The organism is Roseateles cavernae, assembly GCF_040187885.1.
In the GTDB taxonomy this organism is placed as follows: Bacteria; Pseudomonadota; Gammaproteobacteria; order Burkholderiales; family Burkholderiaceae_C; genus Roseateles_E; species Roseateles_E cavernae.
This window is the reverse complement of the sequence record NZ_JBDPLH010000006.1, coordinates 192,164-217,854: the sequence shown is the minus strand read 5'-3', so window position 1 is coordinate 217,854 and position 25,691 is coordinate 192,164. Positions and strand designations below refer to the sequence as shown.

At 64.8% G+C, this 25,691-nt stretch carries 21 protein-coding genes, 1 tRNA gene and 1 riboswitch; of the genes, 17 read left to right on the top strand and 5 right to left on the bottom strand.

Annotation, left to right across the window (positions count from 1 at the left end):
• Positions 1–11: 11 nt before the first annotated feature.
• Genes ABGI63_RS17545 through ABGI63_RS17535 form a run of 3 tightly spaced genes read left to right on the top strand, consistent with a single transcriptional unit; the run spans position 12 to position 3,875 of the window.
• Positions 12–1,490, top strand: coding sequence for a sensor histidine kinase (locus ABGI63_RS17545; RefSeq protein ID WP_349743636.1), 1,479 nt, complete (start codon positions 12–14; stop codon positions 1,488–1,490).
• Entirely contained in the window at positions 1,456–1,911 is a 456-nt protein-coding gene (locus ABGI63_RS17540; protein ID WP_349743635.1) for a response regulator, read from the top strand. Before ABGI63_RS17545 ends, ABGI63_RS17540 begins: the two co-directional genes overlap by 35 nt.
• A complete protein-coding gene (locus tag ABGI63_RS17535; protein WP_349743634.1) occupies positions 1,908–3,875 on the top strand; it encodes a hybrid sensor histidine kinase/response regulator in 1,968 nt (655 codons plus the stop codon). The genes ABGI63_RS17540 and ABGI63_RS17535 overlap by 4 nt, the downstream gene beginning before the upstream one ends.
• Positions 3,876–4,020: 145 nt before the next feature.
• Here ABGI63_RS17535 and ABGI63_RS17530 read toward each other — a convergent pair whose 3' ends face one another.
• Positions 4,021–4,950 (bottom strand): GGDEF domain-containing protein, encoded by a 930-nt coding sequence (locus ABGI63_RS17530; protein WP_349743633.1) that lies wholly within the window; start codon positions 4,948–4,950, stop codon positions 4,021–4,023.
• A gap of 223 nt (positions 4,951–5,173) precedes the next feature.
• On the opposite strand from ABGI63_RS17530, the gene ABGI63_RS25905 reads away from it, so the two are divergent.
• The 3 genes from ABGI63_RS25905 to ABGI63_RS17520 all read left to right on the top strand — a co-directional run bounded on the left by ABGI63_RS25905 (position 5,174) and on the right by ABGI63_RS17520 (position 6,837).
• Positions 5,174–5,476, top strand: a complete 303-nt coding sequence (locus ABGI63_RS25905; protein ID WP_432767436.1) for an RNase H family protein — start codon at positions 5,174–5,176, stop codon at positions 5,474–5,476.
• A 141-nt stretch (positions 5,477–5,617) separates the two neighbouring features.
• A complete protein-coding gene (locus tag ABGI63_RS17525; protein ID WP_349743632.1) occupies positions 5,618–6,541 on the top strand; it encodes an STAS domain-containing protein in 924 nt (307 codons plus the stop codon).
• Positions 6,535–6,837, top strand: coding sequence for an STAS-like domain-containing protein (locus tag ABGI63_RS17520; protein WP_349743631.1), 303 nt, complete (start codon positions 6,535–6,537; stop codon positions 6,835–6,837). The genes ABGI63_RS17525 and ABGI63_RS17520 overlap by 7 nt, the downstream gene beginning before the upstream one ends.
• A gap of 121 nt (positions 6,838–6,958) precedes the next feature.
• Here the strand turns inward: ABGI63_RS17520 and ABGI63_RS17515 are convergent.
• Positions 6,959–7,048, bottom strand: a tRNA-Ser gene (locus tag ABGI63_RS17515).
• A gap of 134 nt (positions 7,049–7,182) precedes the next feature.
• Positions 7,183–7,334, top strand: a riboswitch (FMN riboswitch).
• A gap of 108 nt (positions 7,335–7,442) precedes the next feature.
• On the opposite strand from ABGI63_RS17515, the gene ribB reads away from it, so the two are divergent.
• Positions 7,443–8,135 carry a 3,4-dihydroxy-2-butanone-4-phosphate synthase gene (ribB, locus tag ABGI63_RS17510; protein ID WP_349743630.1) on the top strand — a complete coding sequence of 231 codons (693 nt, stop codon included), beginning with the start codon at positions 7,443–7,445 and terminating at the stop codon, positions 8,133–8,135.
• Here ribB and ABGI63_RS17505 read toward each other — a convergent pair.
• Positions 8,132–9,043 (bottom strand): SPFH domain-containing protein, encoded by a 912-nt coding sequence (locus ABGI63_RS17505; RefSeq protein WP_349743629.1) that lies wholly within the window; start codon positions 9,041–9,043, stop codon positions 8,132–8,134. The two genes, ribB and ABGI63_RS17505, sit on opposite strands and share 4 nt — an antisense overlap.
• Positions 9,044–9,070: 27 nt before the next feature.
• On the bottom strand, positions 9,071–9,499 hold the full coding sequence (locus ABGI63_RS17500; RefSeq protein ID WP_349743627.1) for an NfeD family protein: 429 nt from the start codon (positions 9,497–9,499) through the stop codon (positions 9,071–9,073).
• Positions 9,500–9,652: 153 nt separating this feature from the next.
• Between ABGI63_RS17500 and ABGI63_RS17495 the strand changes: the two genes are divergently transcribed.
• A complete protein-coding gene (locus ABGI63_RS17495; protein WP_349743626.1) occupies positions 9,653–11,917 on the top strand; it encodes an Orn/Lys/Arg family decarboxylase in 2,265 nt (754 codons plus the stop codon).
• Between the two features lie 121 nt (positions 11,918–12,038).
• On the opposite strand, the gene fabI is transcribed toward ABGI63_RS17495, so the two are convergent.
• Complete coding sequence (gene fabI, locus ABGI63_RS17490; RefSeq protein ID WP_349743625.1) at positions 12,039–12,818, bottom strand: enoyl-ACP reductase FabI; 780 nt, start codon at positions 12,816–12,818, stop codon at positions 12,039–12,041.
• A gap of 263 nt (positions 12,819–13,081) precedes the next feature.
• On the opposite strand from fabI, the gene rimP reads away from it, so the two are divergent.
• From rimP to ABGI63_RS17445, 9 genes are all read left to right on the top strand, one after another.
• On the top strand, positions 13,082–13,636 hold the full coding sequence (rimP, locus tag ABGI63_RS17485; RefSeq protein ID WP_349743623.1) for a ribosome maturation factor RimP: 555 nt from the start codon (positions 13,082–13,084) through the stop codon (positions 13,634–13,636).
• Positions 13,633–15,108 (top strand): transcription termination factor NusA, encoded by a 1,476-nt coding sequence (gene nusA / locus ABGI63_RS17480; protein WP_262972709.1) that lies wholly within the window; start codon positions 13,633–13,635, stop codon positions 15,106–15,108. The genes rimP and nusA overlap by 4 nt, the downstream gene beginning before the upstream one ends.
• Positions 15,109–15,175: 67 nt before the next feature.
• A complete protein-coding gene (infB, locus tag ABGI63_RS17475) occupies positions 15,176–18,199 on the top strand; it encodes a translation initiation factor IF-2 (RefSeq protein WP_349743622.1) in 3,024 nt (1,007 codons plus the stop codon).
• 92 nt (positions 18,200–18,291) lie between these two features.
• Positions 18,292–18,702 carry a 30S ribosome-binding factor RbfA gene (gene rbfA / locus ABGI63_RS17470; RefSeq protein ID WP_137944965.1) on the top strand — a complete coding sequence of 137 codons (411 nt, stop codon included), beginning with the start codon at positions 18,292–18,294 and terminating at the stop codon, positions 18,700–18,702.
• 9 nt (positions 18,703–18,711) lie between these two features.
• Entirely contained in the window at positions 18,712–19,674 is a 963-nt protein-coding gene (truB, locus tag ABGI63_RS17465; protein WP_137944966.1) for a tRNA pseudouridine(55) synthase TruB, read from the top strand.
• Complete coding sequence (gene typA, locus ABGI63_RS17460) at positions 19,671–21,494, top strand: translational GTPase TypA (protein ID WP_349743620.1); 1,824 nt, start codon at positions 19,671–19,673, stop codon at positions 21,492–21,494. Before truB ends, typA begins: the two co-directional genes overlap by 4 nt.
• Before the next feature lie 49 nt (positions 21,495–21,543).
• Entirely contained in the window at positions 21,544–22,449 is a 906-nt protein-coding gene (locus tag ABGI63_RS17455; RefSeq protein ID WP_349743619.1) for a DMT family transporter, read from the top strand.
• An 11-nt stretch (positions 22,450–22,460) separates the two neighbouring features.
• Complete coding sequence (locus tag ABGI63_RS17450; RefSeq protein ID WP_349743617.1) at positions 22,461–23,582, top strand: enoyl-CoA hydratase/isomerase family protein; 1,122 nt, start codon at positions 22,461–22,463, stop codon at positions 23,580–23,582.
• Positions 23,583–23,664: 82 nt separating this feature from the next.
• Positions 23,665–25,644: a gamma-glutamyltransferase family protein gene (locus tag ABGI63_RS17445; RefSeq protein ID WP_432767435.1), complete on the top strand. Its 1,980-nt coding sequence runs from the start codon at positions 23,665–23,667 to the stop codon at positions 25,642–25,644.
• Positions 25,645–25,691 lie beyond the last annotated feature (47 nt).

The window sequence follows — 25,691 nt, the reverse complement described above, 5'->3', positions numbered from 1 at the left end:
CAGGAGCGCTTGTGAAGATCAGCACCAAAGCCCGGCTGGCCACCTTCACCGCGATCTCCACGATAGCCTTCATCGCGCTGATGATCTGGCGTGCCAACAGCGAGGTCGAGGACGCGCAGCGCCAGCTGCGCCAGACCACCGCGGTCGCCCGCGCGCTCAGCGACCTGCGGCTGGTGACCTTCGAGTACATCCTGTACCGGCAGGAGCGCGCGCGTCTGCAGGAGCAAAAGGTCGCCGCGCGCCTGGAGCGCCTGCTGGACGAGATCGCCTTTGACGGTGCCGAGCAAGCCGGCTTGCTCGACGCCCTGCGCCGCCGCCATGCGGCCACGCACCGCCTATTCGATGAGCTCGAGCCTGCTCCAACGGTGGCGCCAGCGAGCACGGCGGACGCGGCGACCCGGCGCTTCGAGGAGCAGCTGTCCAGCCGCCTGCTGATCTACCAGCAGGAGAGCGTGACGGATGCGTCGCGCCTGGCGGAATTCTCGACCGAGCGCATCAATGCCGCGCAGCAGCGCGTCGTGATCGTGATCCTGGCGGGTCTGGCCCTGATCGCGACCATCGTCGCCACTGCCGCCTGGCTGTTGCGGCGCGACATCCTGTTGCCGATCGGCCGGCTGGAGCAGGCCACGCGGGAGGTGGCGGCCGGCAACTGGGACTACCGGCACGAGATCGCCAGCAACGACGAGATCGGGCAGATGGCCCGGCATTTCGACGCGATGACCGCGGCGCTGCGTGACTCCTTCGCCCATATCGAGCGCAGCAACCAGGAGCTCGCGACGCTCAACAAGGAAATCGAGGCCTTCAGCTATTCGGTTTCGCACGATTTACGCAGCCCGCTGCGCAGCATGGACGGCTTCGCGCTGGCCCTGCTGGAGGATTATGCCGACAAGCTGGATGAGGAGGGCCGCGACGCGCTGCAGCGCATCCGCGCCGCCAGCCAGCGCATGGGCCGGCTGATAGACGAGCTGCTGGGCCTGTCGCGGGTGACGCGGGCCGAACTGTCGATCCGGGCGGTCGACCTGAGCGAGATCGCCCGAGAGATCGCCGCGTCGCTGCAGCAGCAGCAACCCGAGCGCGCCGCGCGCTGGGAGATCGACGCCGGCATCACGGTGCAGGCCGACAAGGCCCTGCTGCAGATTGCGATGCAAAACCTGCTGGAGAACGCCTGGAAGTTCACCGGCAAGACGGCGCAGCCGGTGATACGGGTGGGCGTTGCGGAGCAGGACGGGGGCCGAACCTGTTTCGTGGCCGACAACGGGGTCGGCTTCGACATGGCCTATGCGAGCCGGCTGTTCGGTGCCTTCCAGCGCCTGCACCACGAGAGCGAGTTCTCCGGCACCGGCATCGGCCTGGCCATCGTGCAGCGCATCTTCCACCGCCACGGGGCCAAGATCTGGGTGAAGGCCCAGCCGGACCGGGGCGCGACGTTTTTCTTCAGCTTGAGGGAGCAGGGCGATGAACGAAGCGAACAAGGTCATCTTGCTGGTTGAGGACAACCCCGACGATGCCGCACTGACGTTGCGGGCGTTCAAGCGCAGCCATCTGGTGAACCCGGTCACCGTGGCGCGTGATGGCATCGAGGCGCTGGACTTCCTGTTCGCCCGCGGTGCCTATGCCGACCGAGCCGACGCGCCGCTGCCGACCCTGGTGGTGCTGGATCTGAAGCTGCCCAAGCTCGACGGCCTGGGCGTGCTGAAGGCGATCCGGGCCGATCCGCGCACCCAGTTGTTGCCGGTGGTGATCCTGACCTCCTCGAAGGAGGAGCAGGACCTGATTTCGGGCTATTCGCTGGGCGCCAATAGCTATGTGCGCAAGCCCGTCGACTTCACGGAGTTTCTGGAGGCCGTCAAGGTGCTGGGCATCTACTGGCTCGCCATCAATCTCTTGCCACCGCGCGGGGTCATCGAGTGAGCAGCAAAGACATCCAGATTCTCTTCGTCGAGGACTCCGAGGACGACGCCAAGCTGGCCATGCTGGCGCTGCGGCGCGGTGGCTATCTGCCGAGCTACCGGCGCGTCCAGGACGCAGCGGCGCTGCGGGCGGCGCTGAGCCAGGAGCGCTGGGATGCGGTGCTGGCGGATTTCAGCCTGCCGCACTTCAGCGGCCTGGAAGCCCTCAACATCTTCCGCACCACCGAGCTCGACATTCCCTTCATCTTTGTCTCCGGCACGATCGGCGAGGAGACGGCCGTGGCGGCGATGAAGGCCGGTGCCAGCGACTATGTGATGAAGCAGAACCTGGCGCGCCTGGCTCCGGTGCTGGAGCGCGAGATGGAGCAGGCGCTGATCCGTGCCAAGCATCGCCAGGCACAGATCGACCTCAAGCTCTCGCGCGACCGCTATATGGATCTGTACGACTTCGCGCCGGTCGGTTACATGACCCTGTCGCATGACGGGGAGATCGTGCAGCTCAACCTGACCTGCGCCGCGATGCTGGGCGGCCGCCGCGAGCATCTGCTGCACACCCGCTTCGCGCAGTCGGTGGCCCCCGCCGAGCTCGACCGCTGGTACGAGCATTTCCTGCAAACCCTGCATCGTGGCAGCCGGCACCGCCTCGAGTTGCTGCTGCACGGGGTCGGCGAGCTCGGCTTCCATGCCCAGCTCGACTGCGTGCGCGTCAAGGCCAAGCTCAATATCTCGATGGTGCGTGTGGTCGTCACCGACATCAGCGAGCGCAAGAAGGCCGAGGCGGACCGCCAGCAGTTCGAGGCTCAGCTGCACCATATCCAGAAAATGGAATCGATCGGTACGCTGGCAGGTGGCATCGCCCATGATTTCAACAACATCCTCGGTGCCATCCTCGGCAACGTCGATCTGGCCCGTGCCGAGCTGGGCCTGCCCCATGCGGCGCTGAGCAATCTCGACGAGATTCACAAGGCCAGCGTGCGCGCGCGCAATCTGGTGCGGCAGATCCTCACTTTCAGCCGCCGCGAGCCGCAGGAGCTGCAGACCCAGCCGCTGCGGCCGGTGGTCGAGGAAACCTACAAGCTGCTGCGTGCCACCCTGCCGGCCGGTGTCGAGATCCATCTGGCGTTGTCCGATGTGCCGCTGCATGTGCAGGCCGATGCCACCCAGATCCAGCAGGTGCTGATGAATCTGTGCACCAACGCCTGGCATGCGCTGAAGGACGGGGCCGGTCGCATCGACATCGGCCTCGAACCGGTCTGGCTGGACGGGGTCGCCGCCCGGCGCCTGGGCGGGCTGGCCCAAGGCGCCTATGTCCGACTCTGGGTCAGCGACAACGGGGCAGGCATCCCCGCCGAGATCCGAGAGCGCATTTTCGAGCCTTTCTTCACCACCAAGCCGGTCGGGCGCGGCACCGGCCTGGGCCTGTCGGTCGTGCATGGCATCCTGACCGCCCATCATGGTGCAATCGAGGTCGAGAGCGAGCCGGGTCGGGGCAGCCGCTTTCATATGTATGTCCCCTGCGTCGAAGCGCAGGTGGACGTTGCCTCGGCGCAGGCTGTGCAGGCCCAGCCATTTCAGGGACATGGCGAGCATGTGCTTTATGTCGACGACGACGAGACCATGACCCTGATGGTCGAGCGAATTTTGCAGCGTGCGGGTTATCGCGTCAGCATTTTTCAGGACGCCCAGCAGGCGATCACTGCCGTGCGGGAACATCCGGAGACCTTTGACTTCGTCGTCACCGACTTCAATATGCCGGACTGCTCGGGCCTCGACATCGCGCATGCAGTGGCACGCGTCCGGCCCGATATGCCTGTTGTGATCAGCACCGGGTTGATAACCGAGGAACTTCGCAATGATGTGCGCAACACGAGCGTACGCGGCCTGCTGGAGAAGCAGAACACCTCGCAAGACCTCGGTGACATGGTTGGGCGGATCCTGGCGGGCCAGTCGCGGCCGATGGAATAGGGTGTTCTCGGTGAATGGAATGAATGCCGCTGGCGGCATGAGCCTCGACTGGGATGGTTCCGCCGAGAATATCGGCGAAACGAACACGCGAGTGGGATCGTAGAGCTATTGCAGTCAGGGAGGTGATGGCCGGCGCTTGCCGACATCAAGCCGCTGACACGATTTGATTCCGCCCGGCCTGCTTGGCCCGATACAGCCTGCGGTCCACAAGGTCGATGAAGTGAGATGAGTCTTGGCTGGCCGCCGGGATCACGGTACCCACACCCATGCTGACCGTGATCAACTGGCCAAGTGGCGAGTTCTCGTGCGGGATCTGGGCTTTGAAGATGGCCTGTCGGCAGCGCTCGGCAACGGCAGCGGCGGCCATCTCGTCGCTGGCCGGTAGCACCAGGACGAATTCCTCGCCACCGTAGCGGGCGAGAAGATCACGTGGGCGGTTCGCAGCGCAAGCCAGTGCCTGCGCGATGCGCCGCAGGCAGTCATCACCTTCGAGGTGGCCGTGGTGGTCGTTGTAGCGCTTGAAGAAGTCAACATCGAACACGATCAGCGAGAGCGGCTGGGTGTTGCGTCGGGCCTCTTCCCACTCTTTGGCGAGCACGGCGTCGAACTTGCGCCTATTCGCCACCCCGGTCAGGCTGTCGAGGAAGGAGAGATCCTCCAGTTCCTTCTGCAGGCTCAGCAGCTTTTCCTCGGTTTTCTTGCGCTCCGTGATGTCGAACATGAAGCCAATCAGCGAGTCGACAGCCCCGTGTTCATCGCGCACCACGTGCACGACATCGCGGATCCACACGTACTCGCCGCTGGCGGTCAGCGCCCGATAGTCGGCCTCGTGGTCCACGCCTGCCTGCGACTGCGAGACGCAGAAGTTGACGACGCGCTCGCGGTCGTCCGGATGCATGCGCGAGGCCCAGTCATCGACACTGACCCAAGTCGAGGGCGCCCAGCCGAGCAGGGCTTCGATCTGCGGGCCGATATAGCTGAAGGTCAAGGTCGCCCAGTCGATCTTCCATGGGATGGCGCGGGTGGATTCAAGCAGGGTCCGGTAGACGGCGCCGTTGGATTCGCTGGGGTGCATGGTTGAGGGAGGGGCTGGATACGACGCGCAAGCATAGCGGCGGGCTGCTGCTGGAACACGTTAGTTTTCCGCAGAGTCGAGACCGATCTTGACTCGCAGCGCCGGGCTCGATCCTGTCTGGCCAATGGCTGCTCTCGGCAGGAGGGGTGACTGGGCAGTCCCGGCCGTGACCTGCCGCTGGTGACTGGCCGGTTTAGAGCTCTGCAACACTTGCCCGCCGCAGTTGACCGTGCAGTCGGTCAATCAGGTGCTCATCAAGGGCATGAACGAATGGCTGCCCAAATGGATCGCTGACGGCTGGCGAAACAGTGCGGGCAAGGAGGTGGTCAATAGGGACCTTTGGGAGCGCCTGGTGCGCCTGGCGAATGGGCATAACATCGAATGGCGGGGAATACCCGGGCAGAAAGGCCAGGAGATTCTGAGTCTGATTGCGCGAATGCACATGGTAGGTCCGACTGACGCAGTGGCAATGCCCCAATGGAGCGCGTGTGACCCTGCGGGTGGGGAGCCGCCACCCTGGGTGTAAAGGTCATCGAAGGGATAGGGAAAACCGGGCCCCGCCAGCACTGCCTGTGCGTGGTGCAGGTGCTATCGTTTGCAGACTAAACGAGCCGAGCCGTCTCCAGCACCCTGCTGCCAGATGAGTGGGTGAAAAAGGAGGGTGGGGATGATCTGGAACGTTATCTTCCCGGTGAAACGGACGGTGCTTCTTCCGCACTACTTCAATGCTGACACTATGTTTGCCTTCTTGGCTCAGGTGGTGGACGAGCAACGAGACGCAAAGTGCTCTACCGTCGTCTTTGACTTTGCGAGGCTTTCATTTGTCGAGCCTGTTGGCGTAGTCGTTCTCTCCAATGTGATCGAGTACTTTAGACAGCTTGGCTGTAAAGTCCTTTTCAAGAATCACACGATGAGTACAGGCGGAGTGCGTTTTCTAGACGACGCGCTGTTTTTTGAGCGGTACTTAGGTGAGCGCGTATTCCCCGGGAGCAGCCCCCGCAGCACTACCATCCCGCTCGGGCTAATTCACAGTCAGCGCGCTCAGGAGTACCTGCTTCACACGCTCATGCCGTGGGTCGGCAATGCCGTAGGCCTAACGCCGGAGTCTCTAGCGGGGGTGCGTGTGTCCCTCGAAGAAGTGCTGCACAACGTGCGTGACCATTCCGGTGTGAGCATTGGATGCACCTTTGCACAGCACTTTCCCCAAAGAAACCGCATACAAATAGCGATTTCAGACTTTGGGTCCGGTATCCCCAATGTCGTGAGGACGAAGCGGCCTGACACCGGCGATGCGGCGGCACTAAGACTCGCTTGCATGGAGGGTTTTACGACGCAGAGCAACGTCCAAAATCGCGGTGCTGGACTTCCGACCTTGATACGCTACGTCACGCAAAACAATGGCGGCAATGTGCTGATTGCGGCGGGCGAGGGTGCGTTGTCTGCTGCCCCGACGCCCAACGGGCTTCATCCATATAAGATTACGACGCGCACGGCTGGTTTCTATCCAGGCACACTGGTGCGTGTGATCCTCAGGACTGATACGCTTGACCGAGCGGCTGAGGATGCGGTCGTGGAGTCGTTCAAATGGTAGTGAAGGTATCAGAGCTAACACCTGCAGCCTCCTCTTATGAGGACGGCGATGTGATCTTTCGCCTACTGATCGAACCGGTTCAGAAGGGGGAAAAGGTCATTGTTGACTTTACGGGCATCACATCAGTGCCGTCTGCCTTCGTCAACGGGGCGTTTGTGCGTCTGCTTGAGCATGTGTCTTTCGATCAAGTTCGTCGTACGCTGAACTTCGTTCAATCAACGCGCCAAATCAATGACCTCATACGCAGCCGTTTTGAGTTTGTGGCGGAGCATCGGAACAGCTGGAGCCAGGGCTAACGGCAGCCCCGGGGCACGTTGCGCGCCTCAATCGTCGTGGGGTTAGTGTGTGGGGTTAATTGAAAAAGCCCCAGAATCTCAAGTCATTGATTTGACAGGGATTTTGGGGCTTTCTGGCGTCTGGCGGAGAGGGCGGGATTCGAACCCGCGGTGGGGATAAACCCACACACGCTTTCCAGGCGTGCGACTTAAACCGCTCATCCACCTCTCCGAAGCCCGCCATCATAGCGCAGTTTTTATCCGGCCCGAGCGAAAGTCGCTTTGCTTGATGGGCGCGCAAGTCGCACAGCGGACAGTGATGGGGCCATAGGCGCAGCTACGATAGCGGCGCCGGCGCAGGCCGGCACACGTCTTCAGGGCGGGGCGAAATTCCCCACCGGCGGTAGGCCAGCGCGAGCTGGCGAGCCCGCGAGCGCTCGCACCTTCCTGGTTCGAGGTCAGCAGATCTGGTGCGATGCCAGGGCCGACGGTCACAGTCCGGATGAAAGAAGATGTGCCAACGAGCGCCCGGTTGCGGCGTGGGTGCCTGTCGCCCGCGCCGCGACGGGTGCTTGTTTGCGCGCCCTGAAATGCCTTCTCTCACCTTTCACGAGGAGCGTTTCAACATGTCTCAATACACTATTTCTACCCCTTTGCATCCCGACGCTGCGGCCTGCAGCGAGCAGGAGATCCTGCGCATGCCCGCACGCCTGGCGGCGGCGCTGCTCGCGATGCGCGCCGGCCGGCCGGTGCTGCTGACCGACGACGACGACCGCGAGGACGAGGCCGATCTGATCATCGCGGCCGAGCGCCTGAGCGAGGCCTCGATGGCCCTGCTGATCCGCGAGTGCAGCGGCATCGTCTGCCTGTGCCTGCAGGACGCGCAGATCGAGCGGCTGGCGCTGCCGCCGATGGTTGCCAACAACGAAAGCCGCTATGGCACGGCCTTCACCGTCAGCATCGAGGCCCGCCAGGGGGTGAGCACCGGTGTCAGTGCGGCCGACCGGCTGACGACGGTGCGTGCGGCGATTGCTCCCGATGCGGAGCCGGCCGATCTGGCGCGGCCCGGCCATGTGTTCCCGCTGCGCGCGGCGCCTGGCGGCGTGCTGGCACGGCGCGGCCATACCGAGGGCTCGGTCGATCTGGCCCTGATGGCAGGCCTGTCGGGGGCTGCGGTGCTGTGCGAGCTGATGAATGCCGACGGCACGATGAGCCGCGGCCAGCAGGTGCTGGACTTTGCCCAGCGCCATGGCCTGCCGATGCTCAGCATTGCCGAGCTGGCCGACTACCGGCAAAAGGGCTGGCGTCAGGCTGCTTAACCAGGTTTGTGGCCCTTCATCAGGGCCATGGCCGTGCCGATCAGGCCGCCGACCTCGCTCATATTGCCCGGGACAATCATCGTGTTGTTCTTCTGGGCCAGCTGGGCGTAGGCGTCGACGGCCTGTTCCGCCACCTTCAGCTGCACGGCCTGCTGGCCACCCGGTTGCTCGATGGCGGCGGCGATCTTGCGGATCGCGTCGGCGGTGGCATCGGCCACTGCGGTGATCGCGGCAGCCTCACCCTGGGCCTTGTTGATCTCGGCCTGTTTCTCGCCCTCGGAGCGGGCGATGGCGGCCTCGCGCTCGCCGGTGGCGATATTGATCTGCTCCTGGCGGCGACCCTCGGAGGCGGCGATCAGCGCACGCTTCTCGCGCTCGGCGGTGATCTGGGCCTGCATCGAATGCAGGATGGCCGGCGGTGGGGTCAGGTCCTTGATCTCGTAGCGCAGCACCTTGACGCCCCAGTTCAGCGCGGCTTCGTCCAGCGCTTCGACGACCGAGGTGTTGATGATGGCGCGTTCCTCGAAGGTGCGGTCCAGCTCCATGCGACCGATCACCGAGCGCAGCGTGGTCTGGGCCAGCTGGGTGATCGCGACGATGTAGTTGCTGGAGCCGTAGCTGGCGCGCATCGCGTCCGTCACCTGGAAATAGAGGATGCCGTCCACCGTCAGCTGGGTGTTGTCCTTGGTGATGCAGACCTGGCTGGGCACGTCGAGCGGGATTTCCTTCAGCGAATGCTTGTAGGCCAGGCGGTCGACAAAGGGCACGAGGAAGTTCAGCCCCGGCGTCAAGGTCGCATGGAACTTGCCCAGGCGCTCGACCACCCAGGCGTTTTGTTGCGGCACGACCTTGATCGAGCGGGCCACGAAGATGGCCGCGATGACCAGCAGAACCAGTGCGATTTCCATGAATGAAGCTCCCTCTTGATGTAGGTGTCAGTGATCCAGCAGCAGGCAGCTGCCCTCGACCGCGCGTATCACATAGCGACCGGCGACGGGTGTGTCGCTGCCTTGGTAGCGGGCCTGCCAGTCGGCGCCGCGGTACTTGACCGTCGCGCGGCCGCCGGGCTGCCAGTGGTCGACCTGCACGCTCTGGCCGATGTCCAGATTGACATCGGGATTGGCGTTGGCGGGGGCGGCCTGGCCGCGGGCGGCGCGCTTTTGATGCCAGAGCACGACGGCAGCGCCGCCGACCAAGGCGGCTGTGGCGATCTGCGCCGTCAGGCCCAGACCGAGGTGGGCGGCCAGTGCGGCAGCGGCGGCACCGACGGCCAGCATCAGCAGATAGAACGTGCCGGTGGCCAGTTCGACGGCCACCAGGGCGCCGGCGATCAGCCACCAGACGGTGGCCTGATTCATGTCCATGTCACCTCCCCAAGCTCATGATGTGATTCGAGTGTAGTTCCCGGGCTCGTGCGCTTTGTGAGACAAAGCGCAAAGCCGCGCGCGCACGGGCAATGCTTGGCCCTACACTTCGCGCCTTCTGTTTTTTTTGCCCCAGCCCTTTGGAGGCCCCGAATGCTGCGTTTTCGCTTTCCGATTGTGATCATTGATGAGGACTACCGCTCGGAGAATACGTCCGGTCTGGGTATCCGAGCCCTCGCTGATGCGATCCAGAAAGAGGGCTTCGAGGTGCTGGGCGTCACCAGCTACGGCGATCTGAGCCAGTTTGCCCAGCAGCAGAGCCGGGCCAGCGCCTTCATCCTGTCGATCGACGACAACGAGTTCACGCCCGGCCCGGAGCTTGATCCGGCTGTGCTGAGCCTGCGCAAATTCATCGAGGAGATCCGCTTCAAGAACGCGGACATCCCGATCTATGTGTATGGCGAGACCCGCACCTCCCAGCATCTGCCCAATGATGTGCTGCGCGAGCTGCATGGCTTCATCCATATGTTCGAGGACACGCCGGAGTTCGTGGCCCGCCACATCATCCGCGAGGCCAAGAGCTATCTGGACGGGCTGGCGCCGCCGTTCTTCAAGGCGCTGATGGACTATGCGCAGGACGGCTCCTACAGCTGGCATTGCCCCGGGCACTCCGGCGGTGTGGCCTTCCTGAAGAGCCCGGTGGGCCAGATGTTCCACCAGTTCTTCGGCGAGAACATGCTGCGCGCCGACGTCTGCAATGCGGTCGAGGAACTCGGTCAGCTGCTGGACCACACCGGCCCGGTGGCGGCCTCGGAGAAGAATGCCGCGCGCATCTTCAATGCCGACCATTGCTTCTTCGTCACCAATGGCACGTCCACCTCCAACAAGATGGTCTGGCACCACACGGTGGCGCCGGGCGATGTGGTCGTGGTCGACCGCAACTGCCACAAGAGCATCCTGCACGCCATCATCATGACCGGCGCGGTGCCGGTCTTCATGACGCCGACGCGCAACCACTACGGCATCATCGGCCCTATCCCCGAGAGCGAGTTCTCGCCCGAGTCGATCAAGAAGAAGATCGCGAAAAACCCGCTGCTCAAGGGCGTGGATGCCAAGAAGGTCAAGCCGCGCATCATGACCCTGACGCAGAGCACCTATGACGGCGTGCTCTACAACACCGAGACCATCAAGGCCAAGCTCGACGGCTGGATCGACACCCTGCATTTCGACGAGGCCTGGCTGCCGCACGCGGCCTTCCACAACTTCTACGGCAGCTTCCATGCAATGGGCAAGAACCGCCCGCGCCCGAAGACCGCGATGGTCTATGCCACCCAGTCCACCCACAAGCTGCTGGCCGGCCTGAGTCAGGCCTCGCAGGTGCTGGTGCAGGACTCGCAGAACGTCAAGCTGGACAAGCACCTGTTCAACGAGGCCTATCTGATGCACACCAGCACCAGCCCGCAGTACTCGATCATTGCCAGCTGCGATGTCGCGGCGGCGATGATGGAGCCACCCGGCGGCACGGCCCTGGTGGAAGAAAGCATCTCGGAGGCGCTGGACTTCCGCCGCGCGATGCGCAAGGTCGAGAAGGACTACGGCAAGAAGGACTGGTGGTTCAAGGTCTGGGGCCCGGACAAGCTGACCGAGGACGGCTTCGGCAAGCCGGCCGACTGGATGCTGAAGGCCAACGAGAAGTGGCACGGCTTCGGCAATATCGCTGCCGGTTTCAATATGCTGGACCCGATCAAGTCCACCATCATCACGCCCGGCCTGGACATGAGCGGCAAGTTCGCCGACAGCGGCATTCCGGCCTCCATCGTCACCAAATTCCTGGCCGAGCACGGTGTCGTGGTCGAGAAGACCGGCCTGTACTCGTTCTTCATCCTGTTCACGATCGGCATCACCAAGGGTCGCTGGAACACCTTGCTGACCGCCTTGCAGCAGTTCAAGGACGACTACGACAAGAACGCGCCGCTGTGGCGCATCATGCCGGAGTTCGTCGCCGCCCAGCCGCGCTATGAGCGCATGGGCTTGCGTGATCTGTGCCAGAGCATCCACGAGGCCTATGCCAAGGGCGATATCGCGCGCCTGACCACCGAGGTCTATCTGTCGGATCTGGAGCCGGCGATGAAGCCCAGCGATGCCTATGCCCATATCGCGCACCGCAAGACCGAGCGGGTGGCGGTCGATCGCCTGGAAGGCCGGGTCACGACCTCCTTGCTGACGCCTTATCCGCCCGGCATTCCGCTCTTGATCCCGGGCGAGCGCTTCAACAAGAAGATCGTTGACTACCTGAAGTTCACCCGCGAGTTCAATGCCAAGTTCCCCGGCTTTGCCACCGATGTGCATGGCTTGGTGGAGGAGAAGGGCGAGGATGGCAAGTCGACTTACTACGTCGACTGCGTTTCGGCCGGCTGATTGGTAAGCACCTCGCCCAGGGCATACCTGGGCGATCCCCCGAGGGGATGAAAAAAAACGCCGGCTTGACCGGCGCTTTTTCCGTTCGGCCGCCCTTGGGAGCGGCCCGGCGGGCGGCTGCTTACTCTGCCGACATTGCGACGTGGCTGAAGCCGCCGTCGACATAGATGATCTCGGAGCTGATGCCGGCCGACAGATCGGAGAACAGGAAGGCGGCGGTGTTGCCGACATCCTCGATCGTCACATTGCGCCGGATCGGCGCGCTGGCGGCGAACTGGCTCAGCAGCTTGCCGAAGTCCTTGATGCCCGAGGCGGCCAGGGTCTTGATCGGGCCGGCCGAGATGCCGTTGACGCGCACGCCCTTGGCACCCAGCGAATGCGCCAGATAGCGCACGCTGGCTTCCAGCGAGGCCTTGGCCAGGCCCATGGTGTTGTAGTTGGGCACATAGCGCTCGGCGCCCAGATAGCTCAGTGTCAGCAGCGAGCTGCCTGCGCGCAGGCGCGGGGCGGCCAGCTTGGCCATGGCCGGGAAGCTGTAGGCCGAGATGTCGTGGGCGATGCGAAAGTTCTCACGTGTCAGACCGTCGAGGAAGTCGCCGGCGATCGCTTCGCGCGGCGCGAAACCGATCGAGTGGACAAAGCCATCAAACTCGGGCCAGGCCTCGCCCAGCTGGTCGAAAAGAGCCTGGATCTGGGCATCGTCCGACACATCGCAATCAAAAACGAGCGTCGAGCCGAACTCGGCGGCAAACTCGGTGATGCGCTCCTTGAAACGCTCGCCCTGATAGCTGAAAGCCAGTTCGGCCCCCTCGCGGTGGCAGGCTTTGGCGATGCCGTAGGCAATCGAGCGGTTGGACAGCACGCCCGTGATCAGCAGTCGCTTGCCGGCGAGAAAACCCATGGTGGCTCCTTGTCATTAAAATAAGCCTCGGATTTTGGCATGCCATCGGTACTTCGCGAGCGCCGCAGCTTGCGGGCATGGTGCTTGCATAGTACAATCCTGCCTTCGCTGAGGGGCTTTGAAGACTCTTTATGGGCTGTTCAGAGACTTTTGGCGGGGCACTGAGGTGGGCGGATTCATCCAGCCCATTTTTTTTGCTTGATCGCTTTTACATACCGACAGTCCTCACGAGAGCCCGAGATACCCGCTGCATGAGTCAAAGCATGAACTGGCAAGCCGCCGTTGAAAAAACCGTGACCGGTCTGGGTTACGACATGGTGGACTGCGAACGCAGCCCCGGCGGCCTGCTGCGTGTCTATATTGACAAATTGGCTGAGCAGGCACTGGCCGGCGAGCTGATCACGGTGGAAGACTGCGAGCGCGTGACGCGCCAGTTGCAGTATGTGCTCGAGGTCGAGAATTGCGCCTACGAGCGCCTTGAGGTGTCCTCGCCCGGTCTGGATCGCCCGCTGAAGAAAGCGGCCGACTACCAGCGCTTTGCCGGCCTGGAGATCGAGGTGACCCTGCGCATGCCGTTCCAGGGGCGCAAGAAGTACAAGGGTCTGCTGGAAGCCGAGGGGGAGGGCTGGCGCCTGGTCTTCAACGACGGCAAGAGCGATCAGGCATTGGATTTTTCTCTTGAAGAGGTCCGCGAGGCACGGCTGGTGCCGGTGGTGAACTTCAAGGGGCGCGGCGCCAAGCCGGCGCCAGACAAGAAGGCCGGCAAGCCCAGTGCCGTGCCCAAGGATGACAAGGTTGACGGAGGTCCTGATCAATGAACCGCGAACTTTTGATGTTGGTGGATGCGATTTCGCGCGAGAAGAGCGTGGAACGCGATGTGGTGTTCGGCGCGGTGGAAGCTGCCCTGGCCTCGGCCACCAAGAAGTTGTATGGCGGCGAGGTGGACATCCGCGTCTCCGTTGACCGCGATTCGGGCGCCTACGAGACCTTCCGTCGCTGGCATGTCGTGCCCAATGAGGCCGGCCTGCAGAATGCCGATGCCGAGATCCTGCTGTTCGAAGCCCAGGAGCAGATCGCCGACATCGAGGTCGAAGACCATATCGAGGAGCCGATCGACTCGGTGCCCATCGGTCGTATCGGTGCCCAGGCCGCCAAGCAGGTGATCCTGCAGAAGATCCGCGACGCCGAGCGCGAGCAACTGCTGAACGACTTCCTGTCGCGCGGCGAGAAGATCTTCATGGGCACGGTCAAGCGCCTGGACAAGGGCGACATCATTGCCGAGTCGGGCCGCATCGAAGGCCGCCTCAAGCGCGGCGAGATGATCCCGAAGGAAAACCTGCGCACCGGTGACCGGGTGCGCGCCGTCATCCTGGGCATCGACCCGACCCAGCGCGGTCCGCAAATCATGCTCTCGCGCTCTTCGCCCGAGTTCATGAAGGAGCTGTTCGCCCAGGAGGTGCCCGAGATCGAGCAGGGCCTGCTGGAGATCAAGAGCTGCGCCCGCGATGCCGGCAGCCGCGCCAAGATCGCCGTGCTGTCGCACGACAAGCGGGTCGATCCGATCGGTACCTGCGTCGGCGTGCGCGGTTCGCGCGTCAACGGCGTGACCAATGAGTTGGCCGGCGAGCGCGTGGACATCGTGCTGTGGTCGGAAGATCCGGCCCAGTTCGTGATCGGCGCGCTGGCGCCAGCGAATGTGCAGTCCATCGTGGTGGACGAAGAACGACATGCCATGGACGTGGTGGTGGACGAGGAAAACCTCGCCATCGCGATCGGCCGTGGCGGCCAGAACGTGCGGCTCGCTTCCGAGCTGACCGGCTGGCGTATCAATATCATGTCGGCCGAGGAATCCGCGGCCAAGCATGAGATCGAATCGGAATCGGTGCGCAAGCTCTTCGTCGACAAGCTCGACGTCGATGCCGAAGTCGCCGACATCCTGATCGCCGAGGGTTTTACCAGCCTGGAAGAAGTGGCCTATGTGCCTATGCAGGAAATGCTGGAAATCGAGGCCTTCGACGAGGACACGGTCAACGAGTTGCGCACCCGGGCCAAGGATGCGCTGCTGACCATGGAAATTGCCCGCGAGGAAAAGGTCGAGGAAGTGTCCCAAGACCTGCGCGACCTGGAGGGCATGACGCCCGAACTGGTCGCCAAGCTCGCTGACGGCAATATCCATACCCGTGACGACTTGGCCGATCTGGCCGTCGACGAACTCGTTGAACTGGCCGGCATGGACGAGGCTGCGGCCCGCGCCATGATCATGAAGGCCCGCGAACATTGGTTTGTCTGAGGCAGCGAGATGCCCGCACAAACCCGTCATTCGCACAGCAAAGAACGCATAAGTTAAGGATCCAACAATGGCTGTGACTACCGTCGCCCAGTTCGCTGCAGAGCTTCAAAGGCCTGCGAGCACGCTGCTTGAGCAGCTGCAAGCTGCGGGCGTCAAAAAGGCGTCTACCGATGACGCCCTCAACGAAGCCGACAAGGAACGTCTGCTGGACTACCTGCGCACCGCGCACGGTACCGGCGGCGCCGACCGCAAGAAGATCACGCTGACCCGCAAGTCGACCAGCGAGATCAAGCAGGCCGACGCCAGCGGCAAGGCCCGCACCATCCAGGTCGAGGTGCGCAAGAAGCGCACCTTCGTCAAGCGCGATGACGCGCCGGGTGGTCTGGACGAGGCTGGCGCCGCCGCCGCCGAAGAGGCCGATCTGCAGCGCCGCGAAGAGGAAGCCCAGGCCCAGGCCGAAGCCCTGCGTCGCCAGGAAGAGGAATTGGCGATCCGCGTGCGCGAGCGTGAGGAAGCCGAGCGTGCTGCCCGTGCCGCCGAAGAGCAGCGCCGCCAGGACAAGCTGGCTGCCGAAGCCCGTGCCGCCGAGGAAGCCGCCGCCAAGGCTGCGGCCGACGCCGCTGCGGCCAAGGCCGCCAAAGCCAAGCCGGCTGCCGCTGCCGCTGCCGACAACTCGGCGGCCCGTGAAGCCGCCAAGGTAGCCGCTGCCGCGATCAACAAGGCAGTGGCCGGTGGTGCGCGTCGTGCCGCACCTGCGGCCGCTGCCCCGGCGCCCGAAGTGGCCGCACCGGCGCCGGAAGCCGCCGCACCTGCGGCGCCCGTCGCTGCGCCGGCAGCACCGGTCGAGCCGCCCAAGCCCGCGCTGCGGGTGATCAAGGCGGTCGATGTGGGCGCCGAAGAGAAGCAAAAACAGGTCGACCTGGAGCGCCGCCGCAAGGCCGCCGAGGCCGAGGCTGCGGCGATCCGTGCGATGATGAATGCACCGAAGAAAGTGATGGTCGCGAAGAAGCCGGAAGAGCCGAAGCCGGATCCGGCCAAGGAAATCAAGGGCACGATCCACAAGAAGCCGGGCACGCCGGGCGCTCCCGCGCCGGCCGCTGCCGGGGCTGCCAAGCCGGGCGACAAGAAGTCGGTCAAGTCCGAGAAGTTGTCGAGCAGCTGGGCCGACGATGCCGCCAAGAAACGCGGTCTGAAGACCATCGGTTCGACCGGTCCCGCCGGTGCCCGTCCGTCCTCGGGCTGGCGTGCCCCCAAGGGTGGCGCCGGTGGCCGTCGCGGCGGTCGCGATGATCGTGGTGGCGCCCCGTCCAATTTCGTTGCACCGTCGGAACCGGTGGTGCAGGAAGTGCACATCCCCGAGACCATCTCGGTGGCCGATCTGGCGCACAAGATGTCCATCAAGGCCTCCGAGGTCATCAAGCAGTTGATGAAGCTGGGCCAGATGGTCACGATCAACCAGCAGCTGGACCAGGAAACCGCGATGATCGTCGTGGAAGAAATGGGTCACAAGGCCTTCGCGGCCAAGCTGGACGATCCGGATGCCTTCCTCGAGGAAGAGGGCGTCACCGAGCAGACTCACGAGCTGCTGTCGCGTGCGCCGGTGGTCACCGTCATGGGTCACGTCGACCACGGCAAGACCTCGCTGCTGGACTACATCCGCCGGGCCCGCGTGGCCGCCGGCGAAGCCGGTGGCATCACGCAGCATATCGGCGCTTACCACGTCGACACGCCGCGCGGCATGATCACCTTCCTGGACACCCCGGGTCACGCGGCCTTCACGCAGATGCGTGCCCGCGGCGCCAAGGCCACCGACATCGTCATCCTGGTGGTGGCGGCGGACGACGGCGTGATGCCGCAGACCAAGGAAGCCATCCACCACGCGAAGGCGGCCGGCGTGCCCCTGGTCGTGGCGATGAACAAGATCGACAAGCCCGGTGCCAATCTGGAACGCCTGAAGAGCGAGCTGGTGGCCGAAGAGGTGGTGCCCGAGGAGTTCGGCGGCGAGTCGCCGTTCGTGCCGGTGTCGGCCAAGACCGGCGAGGGCATCGATGCCCTGCTGGAACAGGTGCTGCTGCAGGCCGAAGTGCTGGAACTGAAGGCCGCCAAGGATTCGATGGCCAAGGGCCTGGTGATCGAAGCCAAGCTGGACAAGGGCCGCGGCCCGGTCGCGACCATCCTGGTGCAAAGCGGCACCCTGAAGCGTGGCGATGTGGTGCTGGCAGGCTCGACCTATGGCCGCGTGCGCGCCATGCTGGACGAGGATGGCAAGCCCTGTACCGAGGCTGGCCCGTCGATCCCGGTGGAAATCCAGGGTCTGACCGAAGTGCCGCAGGCCGGCGACGAGTTCATGGTGCTGTCCGACGAGCGTCGGGCGCGCGAGATCGCGACCTTCCGTTCGGGCAAGTACCGCGACGTCAAGCTGGCTCGCCAGCAGGCCGCCAAGCTCGAGAATATGTTCGAAAACATCGGTGGCGACCAGCAGACCCTGAGCCTGATCATCAAGGCCGATGTGCAAGGCTCGCAGGAAGCGCTGGCTTCTTCGCTGCTGAAGCTGTCGACGCCCGAGGTCAAGGTGCAGATCGTGCACGCGGCGGTGGGCGGCATCAGCGAGAGCGACGTCAACCTGGCGATCGCCTCCAAGGCGGTCATCATCGGCTTCAACACGCGGGCCGATGCCGGTGCGCGCAAGCTGGCCGAAGGCAATGCGGTCGACATCCGCTACTACAACATCATCTATGACGCCGTGGATGAGGTGAAGGCAGCGATGACCGGCATGCTGGCTCCCGAGCAGCGCGAGGAAGTCATCGGCACGGCCGAGATCCGCGTGGTCTTCGTGGCCTCCAAGATCGGCACGGTGGCCGGTTCGATGGTCACCTCGGGCCTGGTGCGCCGTGGTGCCAAGTTCCGCCTGCTGCGCGAGAACATCGTGGTCTACACCGGCGAGGTCGACTCGGTCCGCCGCGAGAAGGACGATGTGAAGGAAGTCAAGGAAGGCTTCGAGTGCGGTATCAAGCTGAAGAACTACAACGACATCGCCGAGGGCGACCAGTTGGAATTCTTCGAGATCAAGGAAGTGGCCCGAACGCTGTAAGGCGGCGTTGCCCTCAGTCGAAAGACTTGTCAGCAAACCCCGCCTTCCACACGAAGGCGGGGTTTGCGTTTACAGGGCGCTAGGAGTTGAGCATGCGACATAAACGAGCTATTCCCAACCGCGGTTTCCGCGTGGCCGACCAGATCCAGCGTGATCTGGCCGAGCTGGTCCGTGAGTTGAAAGATCCGCGCATCGGCATGGCCACGGTCAATGCCGTCGAGGTCACGCCCGATTACGCCCATGCCAAGGTGTTCTTCTCGGTGCTGGTCGGCGATCCGGTCGAGACCGAGGCGGCCCTCAACGAGGCCGCCGGCTTTCTGCGCAACGGCTTGTTCAAGCGCCTGCAGATCCACACCGTGCCGACCCTGCACTTCCATTTCGACCGCAGCATCGAGCGCGCGGCCGAGCTGAGTTCGCTGATCCACAAGGCCAATGCGACGCGGGCACTGGACGACGAGCCCGCACTGCCCGACAGTAGCGCTGGCGAGCCCGCCAAGGACTGAGCCATCGCGATGAACAGCCCCGCCCCGCGCCCCAGGATCACACGCCGTGCCGTGCACGGCGTGCTGTTGCTGGACAAGCCGCTGGGCCTGTCCAGCAACGACGCGCTGCAGAAAGCCAAATGGCTGCTGCGGGCGGAGAAGGCCGGCCATACCGGCACGCTGGATCCGCTGGCCACCGGCCTGCTTCCGCTGTGCTTTGGCGCTGCCACCAAGTTCAGCCAGGTCAGCCTGGATGCCGACAAGGCCTACGAGGCGGTGCTGCGGCTGGGCCTCACGACCACCACCGGCGACGCCGAGGGCGAGGTGCTGGAGCAGCGCGAGGTGGCGGTGACCGCCGAGCAGATCGCCGCCGCGCTGGCCGCGCTGAGCGGCGAGATCGAGCAGAAGCCGCCGATGTATTCGGCGCTCAAGCACGAAGGCCGGCCGCTGTACGAGTACGCCCGCGCCGGCATCGAGATCGAACGCCCGACGCGCCGCATCACGATTCACTCGATTGACATGCTGGATTGGCAGCATGACACCCTGAGCTTGCGGGTGCGCTGCTCCAAGGGGACCTATATCCGCACGCTGGCCGAAGACCTGGGCAAGATCCTGGGCTGCGGTGCCTCGCTGGGCGCGCTGCGCCGCATCGGCTCCGGCCCGCTGAGCGTGGCCCAGGCCATCAGCCTGGACGCACTGGCGGCGCTGACCGAGACCGAGCGCGAGGCCTTGCTGCGCCCCCCGGACGCCTTGCTGGCGGACTGGCCCGCGCTGAGCTTGCCCGGCGACGAGGCCGCCCGTTTTCTCACCGGTCTGCGGCGCCGTGTTGCCGTTGCAGATGCGGCGCATGTCAGGGTCTACGGGCCCGAGCCGCATGTACTTTTAGGCAGTGCACACATCAGCGCCGGCGAGTTGATCGCCGACCGACTATTGAGCGCTCAGGAGGTCGAAGGCCTTCGTAGCGAACCCAGATTTTTTGAAAGCGTCGTATGAGTAAGCAGATTCGCAACATCGCCATCATCGCCCACGTTGACCATGGCAAAACCACCATGGTCGACCAGCTGCTGCGCCAGTCCGGCACCTTTGCCGAGCACGAAAAAGTGGTCGACACCGTGATGGACAACAACGCCATCGAACGCGAGCGCGGCATCACCATCCTGGCCAAGAACTGCGCGGTCAGCTGGGAAGGCACCCACATCAATATCGTCGATACCCCCGGACACGCTGACTTCGGCGGCGAGGTGGAGCGTGCGCTGTCGATGGTCGACGGCGTGGTGCTGCTGATCGACGCCCAGGAAGGCCCGATGCCGCAGACCCGCTTCGTCACGAAGAAGGCGCTGGCCCTGGGCCTGAAGCCCATCGTCGTCGTCAACAAGGTCGACAAGCCGGGCGCCAAGCCCGATGCCGTGATCAATGCCGCCTTCGACCTGTTCGACAAGCTCGGCGCCACCGACGAGCAGCTCGACTTCCCGGTTGTCTACGCCTCCGGCATCAATGGCTGGACCTCGCTGGAAGAGGGCGCACCGGGCGAGCAGTGGGGTCCCGATATGTCGGCCCTGTTCAACACCGTGCTCAAGCATGTGCCCTCGCAAAAGGGTGACCCGGCCGCGCCGCTGCAACTGCAGATCTCGGCACTGGACTACAGCACCTTCGTCGGCCGTATCGGCGTGGGCCGCATCAGCCAGGGCACGATCAAGCCGGCGATGGACGTGCTGGTGATGGAAGGCCCGGACGGCAAGGCCGTCAAGGGGCGCGTCAACAATGTGCTGACCTTCCAAGGCCTGGATCGCGTGCAGACCACCGAAGCCGGCCCCGGCGACATCGTGCTGATCAACGGCATCGAGGAAATCGGCATCGGCGTGACCGTGACCAGCGTGGCCAGCCCGGCCCCGCTGCCGATGCTGAAGGTCGATGAGCCGACCCTGACGATGAACTTCTGCGTCAACACCAGCCCGCTGGCCGGCCGCGAAGGCAAGTTCGTCACCAGCCGCCAGATCTGGGACCGCCTGCAAAAAGAGCTGCAGAGCAATGTGGCGCTGCGCGTCAAGGAAACCGACGAGGACGGCATCTTCGAGGTGATGGGGCGTGGCGAACTGCACCTGACCATTCTCTTGGAGAATATGCGCCGTGAAGGCTATGAGCTGGCCGTCAGCAAGCCGCGCGTGGTGTTCCAGGACATCAATGGCGAGAAGCACGAGCCTATCGAGCTGGTGACGGCCGACGTCGAAGAAACCCACCAGGGCGGCGTGATGCAGGCGCTGGGCGAGCGCAAGGGCGAGCTGGTCAATATGGAGCCGGACGGCCGTGGCCGCGTGCGCCTGGAGTACCGCATCCCGGCGCGTGGCCTGATCGGCTTCAGCAATGAGTTCCTGAACCTGACCCGCGGTTCGGGCCTGATCAGCAATATCTTCGACGGCTACGAGCCGCACAAGGGCGAGATCGCCAGCCGCAAGAACGGCGTGCTGATCTCGATGGATGCCGGTGAAATCTTCACCTACGCGCTGGGCAAGCTGGACGACCGCGGCCGCATGTTCGTCAAGCCCAATGATCCGGTCTACGAAGGCATGATCGTCGGCATCCACAGCCGCGACAACGATCTGGTCGTCAATGCCACGCGTACCAAGCAGCTGACCAACTTCCGCGTCAGCGGCAAGGAAGACGCGATCAAGATCACGCCGCCGATCGAGCTGACCCTGGAGTACGGCGTCGAGTTCATCGAGGACGACGAGCTGGTCGAGATCACGCCCAAGAGCGTGCGTCTGCGCAAGCGTCACCTCTCTGAAAATGAACGCAAGCGCGCGTCGCGCAACTAAGCAGCCCTCGCTGTCTTGCGGCCCTTCGGGGCCGCTCTCAATTTTGTCTATGACCCATCGTCGTGCGGTATTGCTGATGCTTGTTGTCACGCTGCTGTGGAGCACGGCGGGTGTGGTGACGCGGCATCTGGAGGCGGCACGCAGCTTCGAGGTGACGTTCTGGCGCAGTGCCTTCAATGCGCTGGCGCTGGCGGCGGCCCTGGCCTGGATGCGCGGGCCGGCGCTGGCCGGGCAGATCCGGCGAGCCTCGGCCAGCGTCTGGGTCTCGGCCCTGTGCTGGGCCACGATGTTCACCGCCTTCATGGTGAGCATCACGCTGACCTCGGTGGCCAATGTGCTGGTGACGATGTCGCTGGGGCCGCTGCTGACGGCGCTGTTCGCCCGTGTCTTTCTGCGGCACCGGTTGCCGACGCGCACCTGGGTGGCGATCGCGCTGGGCAGCCTGGGCATGGCCTGGATGTTCGGCCACGAAATGCAGGGCGGTCCGGGCGCGCTGATCGGTGTCGCGGTGGCCTTTGCCGTGCCGCTGGCCGCCGCCACCAACTGGACCCTGCTGCAGCATGTGCAGCGCGGCAAGGCCGGCAGCGCCTCCGACCCGGACATGCTGCTGGCCGTGTTGCTGGGCGCGCTGATCTCTGCCGCGCTGACCCTGCCGCTGGCCTGGCCTGTGCAGGCCGGCGCGCATGACCTGACCCTGCTGGCCGGCCTCGGTGTGTTCCAACTGGCCGTGCCCTGCCTGCTGGCGGTGCGGCTGACCCGGGTGCTGGCCGCGCCCGAGATCGCGCTGCTGGGTTTGCTGGAGGTGATCTTCGGCGTGCTGTGGGCCTGGCTCGGTGCTGGGGAAGCCCCGTCTTCCGCAGCCCTGGCCGGGGGTGCTATGGTGCTGTTTGCCCTGCTGGGCAATGAAGTGCTGGGCCTGCGCTCGCGGGCCTGCGGAACAAGATCAAAAAACTAAGGGAACTGGACATGCCGTCCGCCGCCATCTCCACGCTGCAGTCCGACGGTCAGATCCTGGCCGAAATCAATGGCTGTCTGGGACTGATCACTCTGAACCGCGCCACGGCGCTGAACGCGCTGTCGCTGGCAATGATTCGCGACATCACCCATTTGCTGAAGACCTGGGCCAGTGCGCCGCAGATCCAGGCCGTGGTGATCCTGGGCGCGGGTCGCGAAGGCAAACCGCCCGCCTTCTGCGCTGGCGGCGACATCCGCTTCTTCCACCAGGCCGCGCTGACCGGTGACAGCGCCCTCGAGGACTTCTTCACAGAGGAGTACGCGCTCAATCACCTGATCCACCACTATCCCAAGCCCTATATCGCCCTGATGGACGGTGTGGTGATGGGCGGCGGCATGGGCATCAGCCAGGGCGCCAGGCTGCGGGTCTTGACCGAGCACTCGAAGCTGGCGATGCCCGAGACCCATATCGGCCTGTTCCCCGATGTCGGCGGCGGCTACTTCCTGAGCCAGTGCCCCGGCCGGATCGGTGAGTGGCTGGCGCTGACCGGCCAGGTGATCGGCGCCGGCGATGCGATCGAGCTGAACCTCGCTGATGTGTTCGTGCAGAGCAGCGAGCTGCCCGCCATCATCGAGGCCTTCCGGCACGGTGAGCAGGGCAGCGCCGAGCATGTGGTCGCCACCGTGATGGAGCGGGCCGATCTGGCGCCGCCCGACGAGCATCTGCAGTTGCAGTCCCGCATCGACCGCCATTTCGCGCTGCCCGATGTGGCCGCCATCATGGCCTCGCTGCGGGCCGCCGTCGATGACGAGTGGGCCCAGCGGACCCATGCGGTCCTCGCCAAGCGCTCGCCGCTGATGATGGCCGTGACCCTGGAACAGCTGCGCCGCGCACGCCGCATGAGCCTGGCCGAGGATCTGCGCATGGAGCGCGACCTGGTGCATCGCTGCTTCCAGCTGCGCCCGGGCGCCGCCAGCGAGACCGTCGAAGGCATCCGCGCGCTGGCGGTCGACAAGGACCATGCGCCGCGCTGGAACCCGGCCCGCATCGAGGAGGTGACGCCGGCCATGGTCGAGGCCTTCTTCGAGAGCCCCTGGGCGCCGGATCAGCATCCGCTGCGGGCCTTGTTCTAGGGGTCTCGATCCGGCATTCGCACGGTGCAAGTGGGGAGGGGCAGGGCAGCAGCCTAGGATGGGTCGTCACCCTCTCACGGAGATGCTCATGCGCCTAGCTGCCCGCCCGTTCCAACTCGCCCTGCTGCTTGCGCCGCTCTGGCTGCTCGGCAGCTGTGGAGGCAGCGACGACGAGGAGCTCGTTCCGCCGCTGGCGGACACCGGCTGTCAGGCCCTCAGCGATACCGGCACGGTCGTGGTCGGCTCCGGCCTACCGGGCGATCCGGCGGCGCCCGAGCCGGCCTCGGGCTACCGCGTCGGCAAGAAGCTGGTGCATGCCAAGAGCTATATGGTGGTGACGGCCAATCCGCTGGCCAGCAAGGCCGGCTGCGAGGTGCTGAAGGCCGGCGGCACGGCCACCGATGCGGCCGTGGCCGTGCAGGCGGTGCTGGGCCTGGTCGAACCGCAGTCCAGCGGGCTGGGCGGCGGAGCCTTCATGCTGCACTACGACGCCAAGACCAAGACCGTGGTCAGCTACGACGGCCGCGAGACCGCGCCGGCCGCTGCCACGCCCAACTACCTGCGCTGGATCGATGACGCCGGCGACCAGAGCGCGCCCAAGCCGAATGCCCGTGCCAGCGGCCGCTCGATCGGCACGCCCGGCGTCGTGCGCATGCTGGAGATGGCCCACAAAGCCCATGGCAAGACCGCCTGGAAGGAGCTGTTCCAGCCCGGCATCCAGCTGGCCACCGACGGTTTTGCGATCAGTGGCCGCATGGCCGCCGCGATCAGCGCCTCGCGCAGCAATCTGCTGGCCGATGCCGAGGCCGCCGCCACCTATTTCAACGCCGACCAGAGTGCCAAGGCCCTGGGCACGACACTGAAGATCCCGGCCTATGCCGCGACGCTGACGGCAATCGCCAACGGCGGCGCCGATGCCTTCTACAGCGGCCCCATCGCGCAGGCCATCGTCGACAAGATCGGCGTCGCGGCCGCCACCGGCGGCACGCCCATCACCCCGGGCAAGACCACGCTGGCCGACCTGGCCGCCTACCAGCCCAAGAAGCGCGAGGCCGTCTGCACCACCTACCGGGCTTACTGGGTCTGCGGCATGCCGCCGCCCTCGTCGGGCGGCATCACGGTGGCCTCGGCCCTGGGCGTGCTGGAGAACTTCAACCTGGGCCTGCACGGCCCCAGCGCGCTCGACCTCGAAGGCGGCAAGCCCAGCGTGTTCGGCGTGCACCTGATCAGCGAGGCCGGGCGCCTGGCCTACGCCGACCGCGACAAATACATCGCCGACACCGACTTCGTGCCGCTGCCCGGCGGCAGCTGGGAGGCGATGCTGGCCAAGCCCTATCTGCGCGGCCGCGCCGGCCTGATCAGCTTCAGCAAGAGCATGGGCACGGCGCAGCCGGGCGACTTCGGCACCCCGGCGCAAGGCCTGTCCAGCACGGCCGAGAACGGCACCACCCATATGACCATCGTCGACAAGGAGGGCAATGCGGTCGTGATGACGACCACGGTGGAAAGCTCCTTCGGCTCCTTCCACATGACCCAGGGCTTTGTCCTCAACAACCAGCTGACCGATTTCTCCGCCACGCCGACCGACGGGGCCGGCCTGCCGATCGCCAATAGCGTGGCCGCCGGCAAGCGCCCGCGCAGCTCGATGGCGCCGACCCTGGTGTTCAAGACTGGCGCCGATGGCAAGATCGGCGACTTCTACATGGGCACCGGTTCGCCTGGCGGCGGCACCATCATCCAGTACGTGATCAAGACCGTGGTCGGCGCGCTGGACTGGGGGCTGGACGCCCAGCAGGCGACCAATCTGATCGACTTCGGCGCCGCCAACAGCGTCACCACCAATGTCGGCGGCGAGCACCCGAATGTGAACGCCGCCAACAGCGGTGCGGCCGATCCCCTGGTCATCGGCCTGCGGGCGCTGGGGCATACGGTCTCGGTCAATGCGCAGTCCAGCGGCATCTCCACCATCATCCGCGTGCCGCTCAATGGCACGCCGACCTTGACCGGCGGCGCCGATCCGCGCCGCGAGGGCGTGGCGCTGGGCGACAGCTTCAAGCCCTGAGTCGCACCCGCGTTCGGCCACAATCACCGGCACCAATCAAATCAACA

What these genes read in the sequence shown, in the direction of transcription:
- typA (WP_349743620.1), top strand. Translation starts at nt 19,671, where the DNA reads ATGAGTAAGCAGATTCGCAACATCGCCATCATCGCCCACGTTGACCAT.
- ABGI63_RS17445 (WP_432767435.1), top strand. Translation starts at nt 23,665, where the DNA reads ATGCTCATGCGCCTAGCTGCCCGCCCGTTCCAACTCGCCCTGCTGCTT.
- infB (WP_349743622.1), top strand. Translation starts at nt 15,176, where the DNA reads ATGGCTGTGACTACCGTCGCCCAGTTCGCTGCAGAGCTTCAAAGGCCT.
- truB (WP_137944966.1), top strand. Translation starts at nt 18,712, where the DNA reads ATGAACAGCCCCGCCCCGCGCCCCAGGATCACACGCCGTGCCGTGCAC.
- ABGI63_RS17525 (WP_349743632.1), top strand. Translation starts at nt 5,618, where the DNA reads ATGATCTGGAACGTTATCTTCCCGGTGAAACGGACGGTGCTTCTTCCG.
- nusA (WP_262972709.1), top strand. Translation starts at nt 13,633, where the DNA reads ATGAACCGCGAACTTTTGATGTTGGTGGATGCGATTTCGCGCGAGAAG.
- fabI (WP_349743625.1), bottom strand. Translation starts at nt 12,818, where the DNA reads ATGGGTTTTCTCGCCGGCAAGCGACTGCTGATCACGGGCGTGCTGTCC.
- ribB (WP_349743630.1), top strand. Translation starts at nt 7,443, where the DNA reads ATGTCTCAATACACTATTTCTACCCCTTTGCATCCCGACGCTGCGGCC.
- ABGI63_RS17520 (WP_349743631.1), top strand. Translation starts at nt 6,535, where the DNA reads ATGGTAGTGAAGGTATCAGAGCTAACACCTGCAGCCTCCTCTTATGAG.
- ABGI63_RS17495 (WP_349743626.1), top strand. Translation starts at nt 9,653, where the DNA reads ATGCTGCGTTTTCGCTTTCCGATTGTGATCATTGATGAGGACTACCGC.
- rbfA (WP_137944965.1), top strand. Translation starts at nt 18,292, where the DNA reads ATGCGACATAAACGAGCTATTCCCAACCGCGGTTTCCGCGTGGCCGAC.
- ABGI63_RS17505 (WP_349743629.1), bottom strand. Translation starts at nt 9,043, where the DNA reads ATGGAAATCGCACTGGTTCTGCTGGTCATCGCGGCCATCTTCGTGGCC.
- ABGI63_RS17540 (WP_349743635.1), top strand. Translation starts at nt 1,456, where the DNA reads ATGAACGAAGCGAACAAGGTCATCTTGCTGGTTGAGGACAACCCCGAC.
- rimP (WP_349743623.1), top strand. Translation starts at nt 13,082, where the DNA reads ATGAACTGGCAAGCCGCCGTTGAAAAAACCGTGACCGGTCTGGGTTAC.
- ABGI63_RS17500 (WP_349743627.1), bottom strand. Translation starts at nt 9,499, where the DNA reads ATGGACATGAATCAGGCCACCGTCTGGTGGCTGATCGCCGGCGCCCTG.
- ABGI63_RS17530 (WP_349743633.1), bottom strand. Translation starts at nt 4,950, where the DNA reads ATGCACCCCAGCGAATCCAACGGCGCCGTCTACCGGACCCTGCTTGAA.
- ABGI63_RS17450 (WP_349743617.1), top strand. Translation starts at nt 22,461, where the DNA reads ATGCCGTCCGCCGCCATCTCCACGCTGCAGTCCGACGGTCAGATCCTG.
- ABGI63_RS17455 (WP_349743619.1), top strand. Translation starts at nt 21,544, where the DNA reads ATGACCCATCGTCGTGCGGTATTGCTGATGCTTGTTGTCACGCTGCTG.